Source organism: Loktanella sp. DJP18 (genome assembly GCF_049310965.1).
Lineage (GTDB): Bacteria > Pseudomonadota > Alphaproteobacteria > Rhodobacterales > Rhodobacteraceae > Loktanella.
In genome coordinates this window covers 1-18,471 of the sequence record NZ_JBMERN010000074.1, presented here as the reverse complement: position 1 = coordinate 18,471, position 18,471 = coordinate 1, and the positions used below count along the sequence as shown (strand labels likewise).

The window sequence follows — 18,471 nt, the reverse complement described above, 5'->3', positions numbered from 1 at the left end:
GAGGCGTCATCTGCCGACATGACAACGCCAACCTTGCAGAAATCCATCTCTCTCCGCGCCTGGGCAGAGCTTTTGCTGCTGGCCCTGATCTGGGGCGGTTCATTCCTGAGCATCCGTGTCGCGTTGAACGAGATCGGCCCTCTGACGGTCGTAGCGCATCGGGTGGTCTGGGCGGCCCTGCTGTTGTGGGCCTACGTGTTCTGGCGCGGCCTGCGCCTGCCACGCGACCCGGAAATCTGGGTCGGATTCCTCGGGATGGGCCTGCTGAACAACGTCATACCCTTTTCGTTGATGGCCTGGGGCCAGCAGCATATCGAAACGGGGCTGACCGCGATCCTGAATGCCGGTACCGCCATTTTCGGTGTCGTGGCGGCCGCGATCTTTCTGGCGGATGAACGCCTGACCCCACGCCGCGCCCTTGGCACGGCGTTCGGCTTTGCTGGGGTGGCCACGGCCGTCGGGCTGGACCAGCTGCGCACCCTCGATCTGCGGTCCCTGGGACAAATTGCCGTGATCGGCGGCACCGTGTCCTACGCGCTTGCGGGAGTCTGGGCGCGCAAGCGTCTGGCGAACCTGCCGCCGCCCGTCGCCGCAGCCGGAATGCTGACCGCCGCGAGCATGATCATGCTGCCCGCTGCCTGGATCGTCGAAGGCCCCCTGGTCCTGCCGCGTCAACCTGCAACCTGGGCTGCAATAAGCTATTACGCCGTCGTGGCCACGGCATTTGCCTACCTGCTGTATTACCGAGTCCTCGCGATGGCCGGGTCCGGCAATCTGATGCTTGTCACGCTGCTGATCGCGCCAGTGGCGATCCTCTTGGGGGCGCTGGTCCTGAAAGAGGCCCTGCCGCCGCATGCCTTCATGGGCTTCGCCCTTCTGGCGACCGGTCTGCTGATCCTCAACCGACGTGCGCCAGCACCGACCGCGCCGCCCGCAGGCCCGGCGCTTCCCCGCCCCGCCCCAGGCGGTCCATCGTCACTGCCATAGCCGCCTGCTGCGCCGCGGGTGAAGCCAGCACAGCCCGCAAACCGTCCGCGATCCGTGACGACGTGCAGTCCGGGCCGATGAATTCCGGCACGGTCCGGGTGTCCGACACGAGGTTGACCAGCGTGACCGTATCGACCAGCAGCATCCGCCCGATGATCTGGCGCGACAGCCACGCCATGTCGTAGGCGATGACCATCGGCGTCCCCGCAGCCGCAAGCTCCAGCGACACCGTCCCGGAGGCCGCCAGCGCCACGTCGGTCGCCCTGAACGCCGCGCGCTTGCCCGCCGCATCGGTCGGCGCAATCAGAACGGGGCGACCCGGCCAGCCCGCCGTCAGGTCCCGCACGAGGTCGGCCACAGGTGCCGCAGAAGGCACCACGACCCGCAGATCCGGCGCGGTCTGCTGCAGCAGACGTAGCGCGCCGCCAAAGGTGTCGGCCAGCCGTGTCACCTCGCCCCTGCGCGACCCCGGAAGCGCCAGCACCAAGGGGCCGTGCCCCAGATCGTGCGCCTGCCGAAACGCCGCCACCTCGGCCTCTGTCGCAGTCGGCTGCGCCACGACGGGGTGACCCACGAAATCGCAGGTCATGCCAGCCGCCGTCATGTAGGGCGGCTCGAACGGAAACAGAGCCAGCACATGATCGATATGCCGCGCCATCCTTGCCGCCCGCCCCGGACGCCAGGCCCAGACGGTGGGTGCCACATAATGGATGGTGCGGATGTCCGATTTCGCCTTGACCTGCTTTGCCACGCGCAGGCAGAAATCGGGGCTGTCGATGGTCAGCAAAACGTCGGGCCGCGTCGTCAGCACGGCCTGCGCACATTCCGCGATCCGCCGCCGCAACGCACGGTATTTCGGAAGCACCTCAGCCAGCCCCATGAACGAGAGCTCGTCCATCCCAAACCGGCTGACCAAGCCCTGCGCCTGCATCAAGGGGCCGCCGACCCCGTCGAACGTGACGCCAGGCGAAAGGTCCCGCAGCCCTGCCATGACCGCGCCGCCCAAGGCATCGCCAGACGGCTCTCCTGCAATCACGAAAACCTTCATGCAGCCTCCTTAGGCCTGACCCACAGGAACATCCCCTGGTCGTCCAGCACGTCGATCACGCCCGCAAGGTCAAGCACCATGACGCCCCCCGCCTCGATCACGATCCCGGCCAGTCCGGCGGCAGCCGCGTCCATCGCCGTCCGCACGCCGATGACTGGAAGGTCCGCCCGACGATCCTGTCGCGGCTTGGGGGCCTTGAACAGGACCGCCCCGACCGCGATGTCGCGCGCACCGATCAGCATGGCATCGGTGCCGCCCTCGTCCTCGGTTGCGATGATGCGACCGTCGCGGACGACGCAGGCCTGTCCCAGATCAGCCTCGCCCATCAGCGCCACCTGACCCTGCCCGACCGACGCGTCATGTACGTGATACGGTGCCGGATGCGCCCGCGTCAGCACACCTGCCGGGGGCAGCAGGTCCGGCGCGACATCCTGCGCGGCGACAACGGCGAAACCTCGCGCCTCCAGCACGGCGATGAAACCCCGCAGCGCGCCATCGTCGCCCTTTCGGATGCTGCGCAGGATCGTCGGCACCAGTCTCAGGGTCGCAAGGTCGAAGGCCCACACCTGCAAGGCGGGCCTTCGCACGCTGCCGACCATGCAGATGCGCGTGACACCGCGCGTTTCCAGTGCCCTGAGGAAGCTCCCCAGTCGTTCCAGCCGGAAAGTGATGTCCGGCGTCACCGACGGCTCGAATCCCTCCAGCGCGCAGATCAGGGGCCGGTCAGGCAAGGCCGCCAGCACCGCGCGCGGCAGATCGCCGGTTCCGGCAATCAACGCAAGCATCAGTGCGGCGTCAGGAAATTGCGGTCGCTGTCCGATCTGATGAATGCCAGCACCTGCTGCACGGCGGCACTATCACTGCCCGACAGGCTGTCTGCACGGGCGTGAAAGGTGCCTGCGCCGTCGCGCAGGACCGCATAGGCCGCCCGAAGGGCCGCGATATCGACCCGCGCCATACCGCGCCGTTTCAGGCCGACAAGGTTCAACCCCTCCAACGTCGCGCGCGGTCCCATGACCAGGCCATGCGGAAGCACGTCGTTCGTGACCATCGACAACGCCCCGATGATGGCCCCCTGACCGATCCGCACAAACTGGTGGATGCCCGACAGGCCGCCGACGATGACGTCGTCCTCCAGAATGCAATGGCCTGCAACGGCGCTAGAGTTCACGATGATCACGCGGTCGCCGATCATGCAGTCATGCGCGACGTGGCAACCGGCCATCAGCAGGCAGTCGTCACCGATGCGGGTCAGTCCACCACCGCCGGCGGTGCCGCAATTCACCGTCACATGCTCGCGGATGCGGTTGCGCGCGCCGATGCGCAGGCAGGTATCCTCGCCGCTGAACTTCAGATCCTGCGGGACCTCTCCGATCACCGCAAACTGAAAGATCGTGGTGTCGTCGCCGACATGCGTGTCGCCGGTAACGACTGCATGACTTTTCACCGTGACACCCGTCCCCAGCACGACGCGTGGACCGATCAGGCAGAACGGGCCGACAACGCTGCCCGCGCCGATCACCGCGCCGTCCTCGACGATGGCACTGGGATGGATGTCGGGCATCAGCCGCGCATGTCCAGCATCGCGGCGAACTCGCATTCGCAGGCCAACTCTCCATCCACCTCGGCGCGGCCGTGGAACTTCCAGACCTTCGCACCGGGCTTGCCGCGCAGCGTCGTGATCTTCATCACCATGCGGTCGCCCGGGATGACCTTGCGGCGGAACTTGCAGCCATCGATCGACATGAAATAGATTAGCAGATCGCCATTGATCAGCCCCATCGACGCCCCGACCATCACGCCCGCCGTCTGGGCCATCGCCTCGATGATCGTGACGCCCGGCATGATTGGCGCACCGGGAAAATGACCCTGGAAATGCGGCTCGTTCATCGTGACGTTCTTGATGCCCGTGGCCGAGGCCGTGCCGTTGATATCCGTCACGCGGTCGACCAGCAAAAAGGGATAGCGATGCGGCAGGATCGCCTGGATCAGCTGAATGTCGCAGTCCGTGATCGGATCGGTCGGGGCTTCGGTCATCGGAATTCCTTCGGTCTGGCGCTGCGCCAGGGCAGCCCCGCGTGATTAGCAAACGATCACGTCACCGGCAAGGGCATGGACCTGTCAGCGGTCGAGCGGGACCTGATCCTGCCCACTTTCGGGTGCCGGGGCGTCGGGGATTCCGACGACGGATGAGCCTTCGATCAGGTCACCCCCGGCGGGGGCGGCGACAGGCTGCGCATCGACAAAGGCCGCGTCGATCCGGCCGATGGCATCGTCCGTGACATCGGCCGCCGTCAAGGCCACGAAGACGGATCGCTGGTCCAGCGTCACGGTCGCCCCCCGTTCCAGCATGAGCTGTCCCACGACGGTCTGCACTTCGCTGAAAAAGTCCTTCTGCGCGGCCAGACGGTCATTCTGCAAGGCAACTTCTTTCGCGTCGCGGGCCCGTCGTATGCCCTGGACCTTCGTGTCGAAGTCCACCGCCTCCTTGCGGAAATCCTCGGGCGTCAGGCTGGGCCGACGCAGGGTCAGATTGCGCTCTTCCTCGGTCAGGGCAGCGACGATCCGGTCGTTCTCGGCCTTCAATGTCTCGGCATCCGCATCCAACCGGGCGCGGATCTGCTGTCCATAGCGCGATTCCTGATACAACCGGTCGCTGTCGATGATCAGGACCGATGTGGGGACAGGCGGCTGGGCCTGCTGAGCCGCACCGGGCTGGGTCAGAGCCAGCCCGGCCAGCAGGCCGAACACCGCCGCACGCATCAGAACGTCGTCGAGATCGTGACGTCGAAGGCCTGGGTCTGGTCCTCATCCTCGGCCATCAACGGTTCGGTGAAGTTGAAGCGCAGCGGTCCCAGCGGCGTCGTCCAGAAGATCGACAAGCCGGCCGTCGATCGCGGCGTGAAACCATTGTAGATGATGGCGGTGCCGGCCGGCCCATCGCGGCCTACATCCCAGACCGACCCGTAATCGACAAAGACGCCGCCGCTGATCCCGTATTCTTCCGGCAGGCCCAGCGGAAACTCCGCTTCGAGCCGGGCGACAGCGTAGGAATTTCCGCCAAGCGCGTCGTCGATCGCCGGATCGGCACCGGGCTGGAAGTCACGCGGCCCGACACCCTTGGCCTCGAATCCGCGCAGCGTGTTGCCATTCAGAAAGAAGCGGTCCGTGACCCGGCTGAACCCCTGCTGATAGGCCAGATGCCCGCCCTCGATGGTCGCGCGCAGGGTCACATCCTCGTTCAGGACCTTCCGTTCGGCCGCGGCAAGCGCAGTCGTCTTGATGAACTGCGTGTCGCCGAACGCGAATTCCTGCCCAAAGCGCAGCACGAAGCCCGCCGTCGGATCGAGGCCGGTGCGGCGGTTGTCGAAGGAATAGTTGTAACCGATCGAGGTGTTGAAGAGGCCGTCCTGATCCGCCTCTTCCTGGATGAAGGGACTGATCCCCTCTAGGTCGCCGGACAGATCGTCATAGGTGAAGGCCGCGAATGTCGTCAGGCGTCCGCTTTCGCTGACCGGGAACGTCAGGCTGGGGCTGAACCGCAGCCGGTCCGTGTCGTAGTCCGCATTTTCGTTGTTGGTGGTGCGGTAGGTGAAATCCACCCCGGCCCGCAGGTCGCGACCCAGAAAGTTCGGCTCGCTGAAACTGAAATCATAGACCTGATTGGACTGCGCGGTCGATATCTGAAAGCTCAACGCCTGTCCGCGTCCCAGGAAATTCGCCTCGCGGAAACTCGCGACAAGTCCCACGCCGTTGTCGGTATTGTAATTGGCCCCGAAGGACAGCGACCCGGTCGGCGCTTCTTCGACATTGACGTCGATGATGACCTGGTCCGGCGTCGTTCCCTCGCGGGCATCGACCGCGGCGGTGGTGAAGAAGCCAAGTGCGCGGATGCGGTCGGCGGCCTGCCGGATCTCGCGCGGGTTGAACGGATCGCCTTCGACCGTGCGGAACTGATTGCGCACGACGCGGTCCAGCGTGGTCTGGTTGCCTTCGATGTCGATCCGTTCGACAAAGATGCGCGGTCCGCGCACAAGCCTGTAGTCGACGTTCAGCGACAGGTCGCGGTCGTTGCGGGTGATCTGCGGTTCCACGGCGACGAAGGTCAGACCCTGCTGGATCGCCAACCGTTCCAGCCGCGCGATGTCGCGGTCCACCTGTCCGGGCGAATAGGTGGCACCGCTCCGGGTTGTCAGGGCGCGCTGAAAGGCGGCGACGTTGACCTCGGGCAGGTCGGAACTGGCCGACACATTGCCGAAGGTGAAGGTCTGCCCTTCCTGAATGTTATAGGTGATCAGAAAGGCGTCGCGTTCCCGCGTCAGCGTCACATCGACGTTCTGCAACGTGAAATCAGCGAACCCGCGCGACTGGTAGAAGTCCGTCAGCACCTGCTTGTCAAAATCGATGCGGTCCTGCGAATAGGTGTCGCGGCTGATGATCGCCCGCAGAAGTCCCGCCTGCTTGGTTTCGAGGATTCCGCGCAGCCGCCGGTCCGAGAAGCTGCGGTTGCCGACGAAACTGATGCGCTGCACCTCGGTCACGCCGGATTCCTGCACCTCGAACACAAGGTTCACGCGGTTCTCGCTCAGGCGGATGATGCGAGGGGTAACAGAGGCGTTGATGCGGCCGTTCCGGGCATAGAGGTCGGTGATTGTCGCGACATCGCGTTCCACCACGGCGGGCGAATAAGCGCGGCGCGGCACACTTTCCAGCAGAGGCAGGAATTCGGCGTCGGAAAGCCTGCGGTTCCCCTCGATCGAGATCTGGTTGACGGTCGGGAATTCGACGACGCTGATCGACAGCGTGGTGCCCCGCGCCTGCACATCGACGCTTTCGAACAAGCCAGAGGCGCGGATGCTTTGTCCTGCGCTGTTCAACTGGTCCGCGCTTACGGCCTCACCCCGGCTGATACCGGCGAACGACAAGATCGTGCTGTCCGCGACGCGCTGGTTGCCCTCGATCTGGACGGTGTTGAAGACGTAGCTTTGCGCCATCGCGACGGTGCCGATGACCCCCGCCCCCAGAAGCGTCACGATCGCAGTCGTCCGAGCGATCCACATGCGAAGCGGCACGCCAGCGCCAGTCTGTCTCGTTGTCATAAAAGCGCCTGCTACCCGTATTCCCCAGTTGTATTGGAATTACCGGACAAGGGGCAGGATGTCAAAACGAACAAGCACGCCCGGGGGCGTGCATGTCAACCTGTCGTAGGCGGCAAATCAGAGAAGGGCGATGTAGGTCCCGGCATAAAGCGCAAAGATCAGAGTTCCGGTCGTCAGCAGGCGATCCCAGTTCAGGGACATCAACGTCGCAACTCCATTGTATTTCCGTGATATGGTCTGCATGTCGGCCTCCTTGGATTGTCAATGAATGACTACCCGAGGACTGGGGCAAAAATACGGCAAGTCGGTGACACCTCAGGGACAGAGCACCAGATCGTTGAGCAGCGCAAAGACCATCAAGGCCCCGATGATGGCGACCCCGGCCGTCATCAGCACGTTCAGCGCGCGGTCCGACGGCTTGCGGCGGGTCACCGCTTCGTAGGCGTGAAACACGAGGTGGCCGCCGTCCAGCACCGGGATCGGAAACAGGTTCAAGAGGCCGACGGCCGCCGACAGCATGCCGATGAACATGACGTAACTCGATGTGCCCTGGCTTGCCATCGTGGCGCTGGTCTGCGCGATCCCGACCGGACCCGACAGATTGCAGGTGGAGATCGCGCCTGTCACGATATGGCTCAACGCCGACAGCGAGGTTGTGATCGACATCCAGAGTTGCTGCATTCCGATCCAGACCGCCGTCCAGGGCGCGACGCTTTCGGTCGCCGCGTCAAAGAACAGATCACCGCTGATGCCGATCAACCAGCGCGTCTCGAACCCGCCGTCGGGCAGCGGCAGGTCCATGCGACGAGGCGCGAGCGTCACGTCTCGCGTCGTGCCATCTCGCCAGATCGACAGGTTCAGGTCGCGCCCGTCCGCCGCGTTCACGACGTCGATGATTTGGTCGAAGGCAAAGATCGGGGTGCCGTCGATGGCGGTGATGACGTCGCCGATCCTGATCCCTGCATCATCTGCGGCAGACCGTGGCGTCACGCCAGAGGCACGCGGCGGAATCGGAAATGGTCCCTGCACCACGGTTTCTGCCCCGTCACGGCGGACCGTATAGTCGACCCGTTCCGTGACCGGCAGCGTATCGAGCCCAAGACCCTCTGTCGTGTCCTGATCGCCGATCCGCAGGATCTCGTCGCCCGGTTGCAACTCCGACGCATAGGCCGGCGGCAGCGGCACCTCTGCGGCATAGGTCACGGGATCGCGCGGTGTTCCTGCGACCATGACGTATCCGGCGAACAGAACCACCGCGAGGATGAAGTTGAAGACCGGGCCGGCCGCCACCGTCGCCACGCGCGCCCACAAGGGTGCGCCCAGCATGGTATGGCGGGCATCCCTGCCCTGCACCGTCTCGGTACCGCCGACACTGGCCGCATTGGCGTCGCCCAGAAATTTGACGTATCCGCCAAAGGGCAGCGCCGCGACCTGCCAGACTGTCCCGCGTTTGTCCCTGCGCGACAGCAGAACTGGGCCGAACCCGATCGAGAAGACCTCGGCATGGATACCGGACCAGCGACCCACGATGTAATGGCCGTATTCGTGGATCGCCACGATGATCGACAGGGACACGACAAAGGCCAGCAACGTGTAAAGGCCGCCGCCAAGCTGCGGTACGAGCGTCGTCAAATCCACGGTATCATCCCCGGTGTTCCAAGTGTTCCGTCACGCGCAGGCGCGTCTGACGGTCCATGTCCATGATCGTATCCAGCGACAATGCGGCATTATGCTGCCCCCCCTGCGCCGACATCGTGGCGAGCGCGTCCTCCACGATCCCGCTCATGTCCATGAACCCGATGCGTCCGGCGATGAAGGCGTCAAGCGCCGCCTCCTTCGCCGCATTGAAGACCGTGCCCATCAGACCACCCGCCGCCATGACCTCTCGGGCAAGGCGCAAGGCCGGCCAGCGCGCCTCGTCCGGCGCGCGAAACGTCAGCGCACCGATCTGTGCCAGATCAAGCCGGGCCACGGGCAGGTGCCGTCGGTCCGGCCAGTGCAGCGCATAGCCAATGGCGTGGCGCATGTCCGGCGGTCCGACATGAGCCATCAGCGCACCGTCATGGAACCCGACAAGCGCGTGAATCAGCGATTCCGGGTGGACGATCGCCTCGATCCGGTCGGGGTCGATGCCAAAAAACTCCTTGGTTTCAATAAGCTCCAGGGCCTTGTTGAACATGGACGCGGAATCGATCGTGATGCGCTGGCCCATTGCCCAGTTCGGATGACTGGACGCCTCGTCCAGCGTGGCCGTGCGCAGGCGTTCCAGCGGCCAGTCACGAAACGCGCCGCCCGATGCGGTGATCACGATGCGTTCGACCGCCGCGATGTCCTCGCCCACAAGCGCCTGAAAGACGGCAGAGTGTTCGCTGTCCACGGGCAGGATCGTCGCCCCGGCGTCGCGGGCCGTTGCCATCAGCAAGGGTCCCGCCGTCACCAGCGATTCCTTGTTCGCCAGCGCCAGCGTCGTGCCCTGTTCCAGCGCCGCCATGCCAGGCGGCAGACCGGCAGCGCCCACGATGGCGGACATGATCCAGTCGGCCGGGCGGCGGGCCGCGTCGGCGATGGCCACCGGACCACAAGCCGCCTCGACACCTGAACCGGCCAGAAGGTCCTTCAACTCGGCATAACAGTCAGCGCTGTCGACCACGGCAACGTCGGCGCGCAAGTCCTTGGCATCCTTTGCCAATTGCGCCGCATTGCAACCGCCTGTCAGTGCCACGACGTCATAGGCGCCGGGGTCGCGCCGGATCAGGTCGATGGTGCTTTGCCCGATGGACCCGGTCGCACCGAGGATCGAAATGCGCCTCAAAAGGCGACCCCCGGCACGTTGAAGGCACCGGCGACGAACAGCATGAACAGCGATGCGCCCAGAAGCGCGTCGAACCGATCGAACAGGCCGCCGTGGCCGGGGATGAGGGTAGAGCTGTCCTTCACCTTCATCCGCCGCTTTAGCGCACTTTCGGCGACGTCGCCCAACTGGCTGGCAAAGCTGAGGATCACGGAAAGCAGCACGACTTCCAGACCGGCGCTTGTAAAGAACGTGAAAAGATAGCCCGTCAGACCCGCCGCGACCCAGCCACCGGCGGTGCCGGACCAGGTCTTCTTGGGGCTGACCTTTGGCCAGAACTTCGGCCCGCCGACAGATCGGCCGATTATGTAGCCGAAAACGTCGGTCGCCACGACCACGCAGATGACCCATAGAATCCAGACCCAACCGTAGTCGTCGCGAAACGTGACAAGGCCCCAGCCCGCGATCTGGATACCCAGCGAAAAGAAGAAGAAGGACAGGCGTTCGTGCTTGACCCGCCAAGATCCAATGACCGGCACGACAAGGAACAGCAGCAGTCCCAGCGGCGTGGCATAGGCCAGCATCCCCGACAGGACCGAGGCGGTCAGTGCCGCCTGCAACATGCCCTGCGTCGGCAGGTCCGGAGCGATCATCATCCATAGTTCCCAGATCAATACCGCCGTCACGAAGACAACCATCATCTGGAACCAGATTCCGCCCAGCACGACGCCGGCGGCCCCCACCACGACCATCGCAGCACTCGAGGCGACGCGGACGGTCAGGTCATCCCACTTGCCGGAGCTTGACCGCATTCCGTCGGCCACGTCAGGCCATGACCGCGCCGAACCGACGTTCGCGCTTGCCATAGCCGGACAGCACCTGCGCAAAGACCTCCTTGGAGAAGTCGGGCCAGAGCGTGTCGATGAATTCGTATTCGGCATAGGCCGATTGCCACAACAGGAAGTTGCTGATCCGCGCCTCACCGCTGGTGCGTATCACCAGATCAGGGTCGGGCAGGAAACGGGTATCGAGAAACTTCGACAGGGTCTCGGCGTCGACGTCCTTGTAGGAGAGACGGCCCTGCTCCACTTCGAAAGCCAGACGCTGGGCTGCGCGGGTGACCTCGTCGCGGCCGCCGTAATTGAGCGCGATCGTCAGGTGCACCTTGTCGTTGCCGGCCGTGTAAAGCTCGAGATTGTCCATCAGCGCGACCAGCTTGGCGTCCAGCTTGATCCGGTCACCGATGAAGCGGACGCGCACGCCTTCGTCGAACAGCGCCTTCGCCTCGCGCATAATGTAGCGGCGGAACAGGGCCATGAGGCCAGCGACCTCGGACTGGGTCCGTTTCCAGTTCTCGGTCGAGAAGGCGAAGATCGTCAGATACTTGACGCCCTGGTCCGGGCAGGCGCGCACGATCTCGCGCACGCGGCGGGCCCCGGCGTGGTGTCCGAAAAGACGCGGCCGTCCGCGCAGCGTGGCCCAGCGTCCGTTGCCGTCCATGATGATGGCGACATGGTTGGGGTTTTCGCTGGTCGTGTTGTCCGTGTCTGGCATGGTGGCACATTTTCCGTCAATACGACCCGACATGGGCCTTTTACGCGTTACGCTGAAAAGGGGCGCAGGTCAGACCTGCATGATCTCGGCCTGCTTGATCTCGAGCGTCTCATCCACCTTCCTGATGTGGATGTCGGTCAGCTCCTGCACGGCGGCTTCCCAGAATTTCTGGTCGTCCTCGGCCATGCCGTCCTTGTTCTTCTTGATCTGGTCCATGCCGTCGCGGCGCAGGTTGCGGATGCTCACGCGCGCGGCCTCGGCATAGTGGCCGGCGACCTTGGTCAGCTCTCGGCGACGTTCTTCGTTCAACTCCGGGATCGGCAGCATGATGATGGTGCCGTTCATCTGCGGATTGATGCCCAGCCCGCTTTCGCGGATCGCCTTTTCGACCTTGTTCACAAGGCCCTTGTCCCAGACGTTGATCGTCACCATCCGAGGTTCCGGCACGTTCACCGTGCCGACCTGGTTGATCGGGGTCGGGCTGCCATAGGCGTCCACCATGATCGGTTCCAGCATGGACCCGGACGCGCGGCCGGTGCGCAGCGACGCCAGTTCGGTCCGCAGGTTCGCGATGGCACCGTCCATGCGGCGGCCCAGGTCGTCGGTATCGAGTTCGAAGTCTTCTGCCATATCGGTCATGCTCTTGTCTTGCGGCCAGCGGCCTGCCTTGCCTGCTCTTAGGACAAAGCCGTTAATTTGTATAGGTCACGCCACGGGGGAAAAGCCGACTGTGGCAGAACCCGGCCAGTTTCAGTCGTGAACGGTGGTCGAGGTGCCTTCGCCTGCGAGGATTCCCTTGAATCCGCCCGTGTCGTCAAGGCTGAACACGATGATCGGCAGATGGTTGTCGCGGGCCAGCGCGATGGCGCTGGCATCCATCACGCCAAGATGCTTCTGCAGCACCTCGTCATAGCTGATCCGGTCGTAGCGTTTGGCATCGCTGTGCTTCTTGGGGTCCTTGTCATAGACGCCGTCGACTTTGGTGCCCTTGAAGATCGCCTCGCAGCTCATTTCATTCGCCCGCAGGGTCGCGGCGGTATCGGTTGTGAAATAGGGGTTGCCGGTGCCTGCGGCAAAGATGCAGACGCGCTTCTTTTCCAGGTGGCGCACGGCGCGGCGGCGGATGTAGGGCTCGCAGACCTGGTCCATCGGAATGGCGCTGATGACGCGGGTGTGGATCTTCAACTCCTCCAGCGCGGACTGCATCGCCAAGGCATTCATCACCGTGGCCAGCATCCCCATGTAGTCGGCGGTCGTGCGTTCCATCCCCTGTGCGGACCCCTGCAATCCGCGAAAGATGTTGCCGCCACCGATCACCATGCAGATTTCGACGCCCATGTCGTGAACCGATTTCACCTCTCTGGCGATGCGCTGGACGGTGGGCGGGTGCAGGCCGAAGGCCGTGTCCCCCATCAATGCCTCGCCCGAGATCTTGAGCATCACGCGCCCGTATTTCGTCCGGTTTTCGGTCATCGTGATGGTCCTTTGCTGGGGCGGTGGGCGTCGCGGCTTTCGCTCGCGCGCAAAATGAAGCATATGCAGCAAAGGTTCAATGCCGTGCTGCGGCGTAAAACAGAAATCGCCGATGATACCGCCGCTTGGCCCCGAGACCCCCGTCCTCATCGCCGGACCGACGGCCAGCGGCAAGTCGGCGCTCGCGTTGGCGATCGCGCGACGCCACGGCGGCGTGATCGTGAACGCCGACGCGATGCAGGTCTACGACGGCTGGCGTCTGCTGACCGCGCGGCCGTCCGATGCGGACATGGTGCAGGCCCCGCACTGGCTTTACGGTCATGTGCCGTTTGACGCGGACTATTCCGTCGGGCACTGGCTACGCGACACAGCCCCCCTGCTGGCGGGCCAAAGGCCGATCATCGTGGGCGGCACCGGTCTTTATTTCACCGCCCTGACCGAGGGGCTGGCCGATATACCCGCGACGCCGCCCGACGTGCGCCTGCGGGGCGATACGCTGCCCCTGCCCGCCTTGCTGGACCAGATCGACGACGTGACACGCGGGCGTATCGACACGGCCAACCGCGCCCGCGTGCAGCGCGCGTGGGAGGTGTTGCAGGCCACCGGCCGCGGGTTGGCCGACTGGCAGGACGACACGCCGCCGCCGCTGCTGCCGCTGAATGCGGCCGTGCCCGTCCTGATCGACGCGCCCAGGGACTGGCTGACGCCCCGCATCGCACGCCGCTTCGACATGATGCTGGATCGGGGCGCACTGGCAGAGGCAGCCGCGATGCACGACCGCTGGAACCCCGCGCACCAATCCTCTCGCGCGATTGGGGCCGCCGCGTTGATTGCCCACCTCGACGGCGAAATCACGCTGACCGCCGCGCGAGAGGCCGCCATCGTCGCGATCCGCCAATATGCCAAGCGCCAAAGGACATATTTTGCCCGCCGAATGCGCCAATGGCACCGGATCGATGCATCATCCACAGATCTGTCCACAGGGCTGCCCGATGTGGCATCAATAGGGCGTTGTCTTTGAAATCCACCCGCCGCAGACTTGCGCCACCTCCGACAGGACTGGCCCGATGCCCAAAGACAGCATGACTACGCCGCTCGCCCCGCCGCCTGCCCCCACCACCCTTGCACTGCACGCCCTGGGCCAGGGGCCGCAGGCCAGTCGCTGGCGAACCGAGGCGATGCGCAGTCATGCGACGCCCCGCCTGATCTTCTTTGCCCGTGGACAGGGCCGGATCACGGTGGCCGGCCTGACCAGCGGCTACGGCCCCAACAACCTCATCTTCATTCCTGCCCACACGATGTACGGGTTCGAGATCGGGCAAAGCGTCTTTGGCCAGATGCTGACCCTGCCTGCCGCGATGGCACCCGAATGGCCCGACGCCCCCGTCCACCTGCGCCTGCGCGATGTCGCCAGCCAGAAGGAGATACTGTCCCTGCTGGAAGGGCTGGAGCGCGAGATGGTGTCGGAGCGTCCCCACAGCCGGCGGGCCGCGCATTACCATGCGGGCCTGCTGTCGGTCTATTTTGCCCGGCAGATCGCGGTGCTGACTGTCGATCCCGCGCAGCAACGGTCGCAGACCAGCGCCGCGCGCCTCGTGGCCGCCTACACCGGCTTGATCGAACGTGACTTCCGCACGGATCGCGGGGTTGCCGAATATGCCGCCGATCTCGGCGTCACGCCGACGCACCTGACCCGCTGCTGCCGTCAGACCTGTGGACAATCGGCACTCGGCCTTCTGGCCGACCGTCGCCATTACGAAGCCTGTGTCATGCTGCGCGACACCAGGACGCCCGTGCAGGACATCGCCACCCATACCGGGTTTCAATCCGCCGCCTATTTCAGCCGCGCCTTCCACGCCCGCGCGGGTGTCAGCCCCAGCACATTCCGGCGCACGGGTGCGGCAGTGCAGCAACGCTGATACCGACCCGGCGCGCCCGGGAATGTCGCTTTTGGGATAGTTTCGCCCTGCTGCGGACCCCGCTACGTGTCGGTATTCGCACATGAATGTGCGCAAATCTCCATTGACCTGCGCTTTAACATCGTGCCTCATGGGCGCAATGGGGATTGTGGATGTCGTTTTCAGGCCATCTTGTGGCCGCCAAACGGCTGAGCGCCCCTGCCAGAAAAAGATGTCAGGGAGCCAACACATGACCAAACGACCGAGGGGCCGCCTTCACTCGGCCGCACGGATGTATGCAGCCGAAGTTGCGCAGGGCAAGCTGAGCCGGCGCGAATTCTTGTCGCGCACCACGGCACTTGGGGTATCCGCGACAGCCGCCTATGGGCTGCTGGGGCTCTCTGCGCCCGTGCAGGCCGAAGCGCACGCCCAGCAGGGCGGGACCATGCGCATCCAGATGGAAGTCCGGGCGCTGAAGGACCCGCGAGTCTTCGACTGGCCGCAGATCGCCTACATCACCGCGGGCTGGCTCGAATACCTCGTGGAATACAACAATGACGGCACCTTTGCGCCGATGTTGCTGGAAAGCTGGGAGGTCAACGACGACGCCACCGAATACACGCTGAACGTCCGCCGGGGTGTGACCTGGAACGATGGCACCCCGTTTAACGCAGAGGACGTGGCACGCAACATCACCGGTTGGTGCGACAAGTCCGTCGAGGGCAACTCGATGGCCGGACGTATGGCCTCGCTGATCGATCCCGCTACCGAAAAGGCGATCGAGGGCGCGATCACCGTCACGGACGAGCATACCGTCGTGCTGACATTGCCGGTGCCCGACATCTCGATCATCGCCAACATGTCCGATTACCCGGCGCAGATCGTCCCGGCGGATTTCAACGCCAACGACATGACGACCACGGCCAAGGGTACAGGTCCCTACCTGCCCGAACAGCTCGACGTCGGCGTCAAGGCGGTTCTGGTCCGCAACGAAGACCATGACTGGTGGGGCTATGCCGCCGGCAAAGGCGGCTATATCGACCGGTTCGAGTTCATCGACTACGGCACCGATCCGTCGGTCTTCGTCGCCGCCGCCGCCGCCGAAGAGGTCGACGTGATCTACGAGACCGTCGGCGACTTCGTCGACATCCTCGACGGCATGGGCTGGGAGAAGTCGGAAGTCGCATCAGGCTCTACCGTCGTGATCCGGACGAACCAGCTGGCGGAAATCGATGGCATGAAACCCTATGCCGACGTCCGCGTCCGTCAGGCCATTGCCATGGCCGTCGATCCTGCGGTCTGCCTGGAACTCGGCTATGCCAACCGGGGGGTGGTGGCGCGCAACATGCACATCGGCCCGATGCACCCTGAATGGGCCGACATCCCCGCAGTCGAAGTCAATCCCGAAGCCGCCCTCGCGCTGCTGACGGAAGCTGGGATGCAGGACTTCGAGATGGAGATCATCTCGATCGACGACGACTGGCGCAAGAACACGACCGACGCCGTGGCGGCGCAGTTGCGGGATGCCGGCTTCAACGTGAAGCGCACGATCATCCCCGGCAGCACGTTCTGGAACGACTGGACGAAGTATCCCTTCTCCTCGACCGACTGGAATCACCGTCCGCTGGGCACCCAGACCTACGCGCTGGCCTATCGCTCGGGCGAGGCCTGGAACGAGACGGGCTTTGCCAACGCAGAGTTCGACACTCTTTTGAACGACGCCAATGCCATCGCCGACGCCGATGCCCGCCGCGAGATCATGGTAAAGCTTCAGACTATCATGCGCGACGACGGCGTGGTGTTGCAGCCCTACTGGCGGTCGCTGTACCGCCATGTGCGGCCGGGCGTCGTGGGCGGCGAGATGAACATCGGTTACCTGCCGCGCCTCTACAACTTCGGCTTCGCGGTTTGAAGACCCGGGCCGCCCCTGACAGGGACGGCCCATTCGACTGGCCCACCCGCCGCTGATCCGATCGGACAGGACGTTCATGCTGAAATTCATCCTGCGCAACGTGGCGGGCATGCTTTTGACCGCCCTGTGCCTCACATTTCTCGTGTTCTGGCTTACGAATCTGTCGCCGAACCTTGAAAAGCTCGCCAAGACCCAAGGCAACGCCCGCATGTCCGACGAAGCCGTGGCAAGCTGGCTGGCCAATCGCGGCTATGACCAGCCCTTGCCGATCAAGTATGGCCAATGGCTGGGCGCGCTGCCCGGCTACGTGATCGAGGGGTCCGACGGCACGACTCGCGCCCGTTGCGCGCCCGCCGCCGGGATCACCGACGACGACCCCCGCTTTTGCGGCATCCTGCAAGGCGACTGGGGCTTCTCGACCGTGCTGCGCGAGGACGTGTCTTCGATCATTGCCACCCGCCTTGGCCTTACGGCCAAGCTGATGGCCTGCGTCATGGCGATCATGATCCCCGGCGCACTGGTCATGGGCGTGCTAGCAGGCATGCGCGAAGGTTCCCGGCTGGACCGCAGCCTGTCCACCGTGTCGATCATCACGACGGCGACGCCGGAATATGTCTCTGGCGTGGTCCTGATCGCGGTCTTCGCCACCGGCACCTTTGGCATGAACTGGTTCAAGGGCACCGCGACATCGGCGATGGAGGATGCCAATTTCAACAACTTCTTCCTGCCCGTCATCACCATCGCGCTTTACGGCATGGGTTACATCGCCCGCATGACCCGTGCGTCGATGACCGAAGTGATGACCGCCCAGTACATCCGCACCGCGCGCCTGAAGGGCGTCAGCTTCGGCAACATCGTGATGAAGCACGCCCTGCGCAACGCGCTGATCGCGCCCTTCACCGTCATCATGCTGCAGTTTCCGTGGCTGCTGAACGGCGTCGTGATCGTCGAGACCCTGTTCAACTACAAGGGCTTCGGCTGGACCCTCGTGCAAGCCGCCTCGAACAACGACATCGAACTGCTGCTCGGCGTCTCGATCGTCTCGGTCTTCGTCGTGCTGGTGACACAACTGATCTCGGACGTGGGCTACGTCTTCCTCAATCCCCGCATCCGCCTGAGCTAAGGAATTCGCATGGACCCCCTTTCCTAGACAGGCGCACTCGGCTCCGTGATGAACCCGGTCCTTGGCCTGGCCTTCGCGGCGCTGATCGTGCTGGTCGTGGCCCAGATCCTGGCGAGCTTCTTCGCGCCCGCCGTGACCCTGCAATCGAACGCCGACGGCACTTTGATCGCACGCGGCGGTATCCTCGGCACGCCGGGCAAGGCGGTGAACGTCACCTTCGCCGTCACGCTGTTGGTGGCAGTCTGCTATCTGTTCGCGGGCATCGTCATGTCGTGGCCGGGTGCCGGCATCTTCGGCGGCATCGCGCGGCGGTTCCTGCCGGTGTTTCTGGCGCTAATCGCGCTGTTCGTCGTGTCGCTCCGGTTCAAGCGGCGGCTGGGCCTCTACGGCAAGCTCTTCGACAGCACGGTCGGCATGATCGGCTTCGGCCTCGTGATGTTCTGGGTCTTCACCGCGGTCTTTTCCGGCGTCTTCGACTTGATCGCCACCCACGACCCGCTGCGCCCGATCTCCAGTCTCAAGAACAAGCTGCCGGGCGTGGCCGTGCCAGAGGAGGGGCTATATCCCTTTTACCTGCTGGGTGGCG

At 64.4% G+C, this 18,471-nt stretch carries 18 protein-coding genes and 1 pseudogene; 6 read left to right on the top strand and 13 right to left on the bottom strand.

Annotated elements, in window-relative coordinates:
* Window positions 1-18: 18 nt before the first annotated feature.
* The gene (locus ACOI1H_RS17405) at window positions 19-987 is read left to right on the top strand and encodes a DMT family transporter (RefSeq protein ID WP_422439107.1); all 969 of its coding nucleotides are present in this window, start codon (window positions 19-21) and stop codon (window positions 985-987) included.
* Here ACOI1H_RS17405 and lpxB read toward each other — a convergent pair.
* The 13 genes from lpxB to pyrH form a co-directional block, all read right to left on the bottom strand.
* Window positions 899-2,035, bottom strand: coding sequence for a lipid-A-disaccharide synthase (gene lpxB, locus ACOI1H_RS17400; RefSeq protein ID WP_422439104.1), 1,137 nt, complete (start codon window positions 2,033-2,035; stop codon window positions 899-901). The two genes, ACOI1H_RS17405 and lpxB, sit on opposite strands and share 89 nt — an antisense overlap.
* Window positions 2,032-2,820: an LpxI family protein gene (locus ACOI1H_RS17395; RefSeq protein ID WP_422439103.1), complete on the bottom strand. Its 789-nt coding sequence runs from the start codon at window positions 2,818-2,820 to the stop codon at window positions 2,032-2,034. The genes lpxB and ACOI1H_RS17395 overlap by 4 nt, the downstream gene beginning before the upstream one ends.
* Window positions 2,820-3,599 carry an acyl-ACP--UDP-N-acetylglucosamine O-acyltransferase gene (gene lpxA, locus ACOI1H_RS17390; protein WP_422439102.1) on the bottom strand — a complete coding sequence of 260 codons (780 nt, stop codon included), beginning with the start codon at window positions 3,597-3,599 and terminating at the stop codon, window positions 2,820-2,822. Before lpxA ends, ACOI1H_RS17395 begins: the two co-directional genes overlap by 1 nt.
* A complete protein-coding gene (gene fabZ / locus ACOI1H_RS17385) occupies window positions 3,599-4,072 on the bottom strand; it encodes a 3-hydroxyacyl-ACP dehydratase FabZ (RefSeq protein WP_422439101.1) in 474 nt (157 codons plus the stop codon). Before fabZ ends, lpxA begins: the two co-directional genes overlap by 1 nt.
* A gap of 84 nt (window positions 4,073-4,156) precedes the next feature.
* Window positions 4,157-4,798 (bottom strand): OmpH family outer membrane protein, encoded by a 642-nt coding sequence (locus tag ACOI1H_RS17380; protein WP_422439100.1) that lies wholly within the window; start codon window positions 4,796-4,798, stop codon window positions 4,157-4,159.
* Window positions 4,798-7,134 carry an outer membrane protein assembly factor BamA gene (bamA, locus tag ACOI1H_RS17375; RefSeq protein ID WP_422439099.1) on the bottom strand — a complete coding sequence of 779 codons (2,337 nt, stop codon included), beginning with the start codon at window positions 7,132-7,134 and terminating at the stop codon, window positions 4,798-4,800. Before bamA ends, ACOI1H_RS17380 begins: the two co-directional genes overlap by 1 nt.
* 117 nt (window positions 7,135-7,251) lie before the next feature.
* On the bottom strand, window positions 7,252-7,377 hold the full coding sequence (locus ACOI1H_RS17370; RefSeq protein ID WP_422439098.1) for a hypothetical protein: 126 nt from the start codon (window positions 7,375-7,377) through the stop codon (window positions 7,252-7,254).
* A gap of 72 nt (window positions 7,378-7,449) precedes the next feature.
* Complete coding sequence (gene rseP, locus ACOI1H_RS17365) at window positions 7,450-8,772, bottom strand: RIP metalloprotease RseP (protein WP_422439097.1); 1,323 nt, start codon at window positions 8,770-8,772, stop codon at window positions 7,450-7,452.
* Between the two features lie 4 nt (window positions 8,773-8,776).
* Window positions 8,777-9,946 carry a 1-deoxy-D-xylulose-5-phosphate reductoisomerase gene (gene dxr / locus ACOI1H_RS17360; protein ID WP_422439096.1) on the bottom strand — a complete coding sequence of 390 codons (1,170 nt, stop codon included), beginning with the start codon at window positions 9,944-9,946 and terminating at the stop codon, window positions 8,777-8,779.
* Window positions 9,943-10,737: a phosphatidate cytidylyltransferase gene (locus ACOI1H_RS17355; protein ID WP_422439106.1), complete on the bottom strand. Its 795-nt coding sequence runs from the start codon at window positions 10,735-10,737 to the stop codon at window positions 9,943-9,945. Before ACOI1H_RS17355 ends, dxr begins: the two co-directional genes overlap by 4 nt.
* A 13-nt stretch (window positions 10,738-10,750) precedes the next feature.
* Complete coding sequence (gene uppS, locus ACOI1H_RS17350; RefSeq protein WP_422439095.1) at window positions 10,751-11,479, bottom strand: polyprenyl diphosphate synthase; 729 nt, start codon at window positions 11,477-11,479, stop codon at window positions 10,751-10,753.
* A 69-nt stretch (window positions 11,480-11,548) separates the two neighbouring features.
* Window positions 11,549-12,109, bottom strand: coding sequence for a ribosome recycling factor (gene frr / locus ACOI1H_RS17345; RefSeq protein ID WP_422439105.1), 561 nt, complete (start codon window positions 12,107-12,109; stop codon window positions 11,549-11,551).
* Window positions 12,110-12,229: 120 nt separating this feature from the next.
* Window positions 12,230-12,952: a UMP kinase gene (pyrH, locus tag ACOI1H_RS17340; RefSeq protein WP_422439094.1), complete on the bottom strand. Its 723-nt coding sequence runs from the start codon at window positions 12,950-12,952 to the stop codon at window positions 12,230-12,232.
* Window positions 12,953-13,064: 112 nt separating this feature from the next.
* Here pyrH and miaA point away from each other — a divergent pair, with 112 nt between their 5' ends.
* The 5 genes and pseudogenes from miaA to ACOI1H_RS17315 form a co-directional block, all read left to right on the top strand.
* The gene (gene miaA / locus ACOI1H_RS17335; RefSeq protein WP_422439093.1) at window positions 13,065-13,973 is read left to right on the top strand and encodes a tRNA (adenosine(37)-N6)-dimethylallyltransferase MiaA; all 909 of its coding nucleotides are present in this window, start codon (window positions 13,065-13,067) and stop codon (window positions 13,971-13,973) included.
* A gap of 46 nt (window positions 13,974-14,019) precedes the next feature.
* Window positions 14,020-14,871, top strand: coding sequence for a helix-turn-helix transcriptional regulator (locus ACOI1H_RS17330; RefSeq protein ID WP_422439092.1), 852 nt, complete (start codon window positions 14,020-14,022; stop codon window positions 14,869-14,871).
* 229 nt (window positions 14,872-15,100) lie between these two features.
* Complete coding sequence (locus ACOI1H_RS17325) at window positions 15,101-16,762, top strand: ABC transporter substrate-binding protein (RefSeq protein ID WP_422439091.1); 1,662 nt, start codon at window positions 15,101-15,103, stop codon at window positions 16,760-16,762.
* 76 nt (window positions 16,763-16,838) lie between these two features.
* Window positions 16,839-17,885 carry an ABC transporter permease gene (locus tag ACOI1H_RS17320; protein WP_422439090.1) on the top strand — a complete coding sequence of 349 codons (1,047 nt, stop codon included), beginning with the start codon at window positions 16,839-16,841 and terminating at the stop codon, window positions 17,883-17,885.
* A gap of 48 nt (window positions 17,886-17,933) precedes the next feature.
* Window positions 17,934-18,471: pseudogene (locus tag ACOI1H_RS17315) on the top strand (ABC transporter permease); the annotation flags it as partial.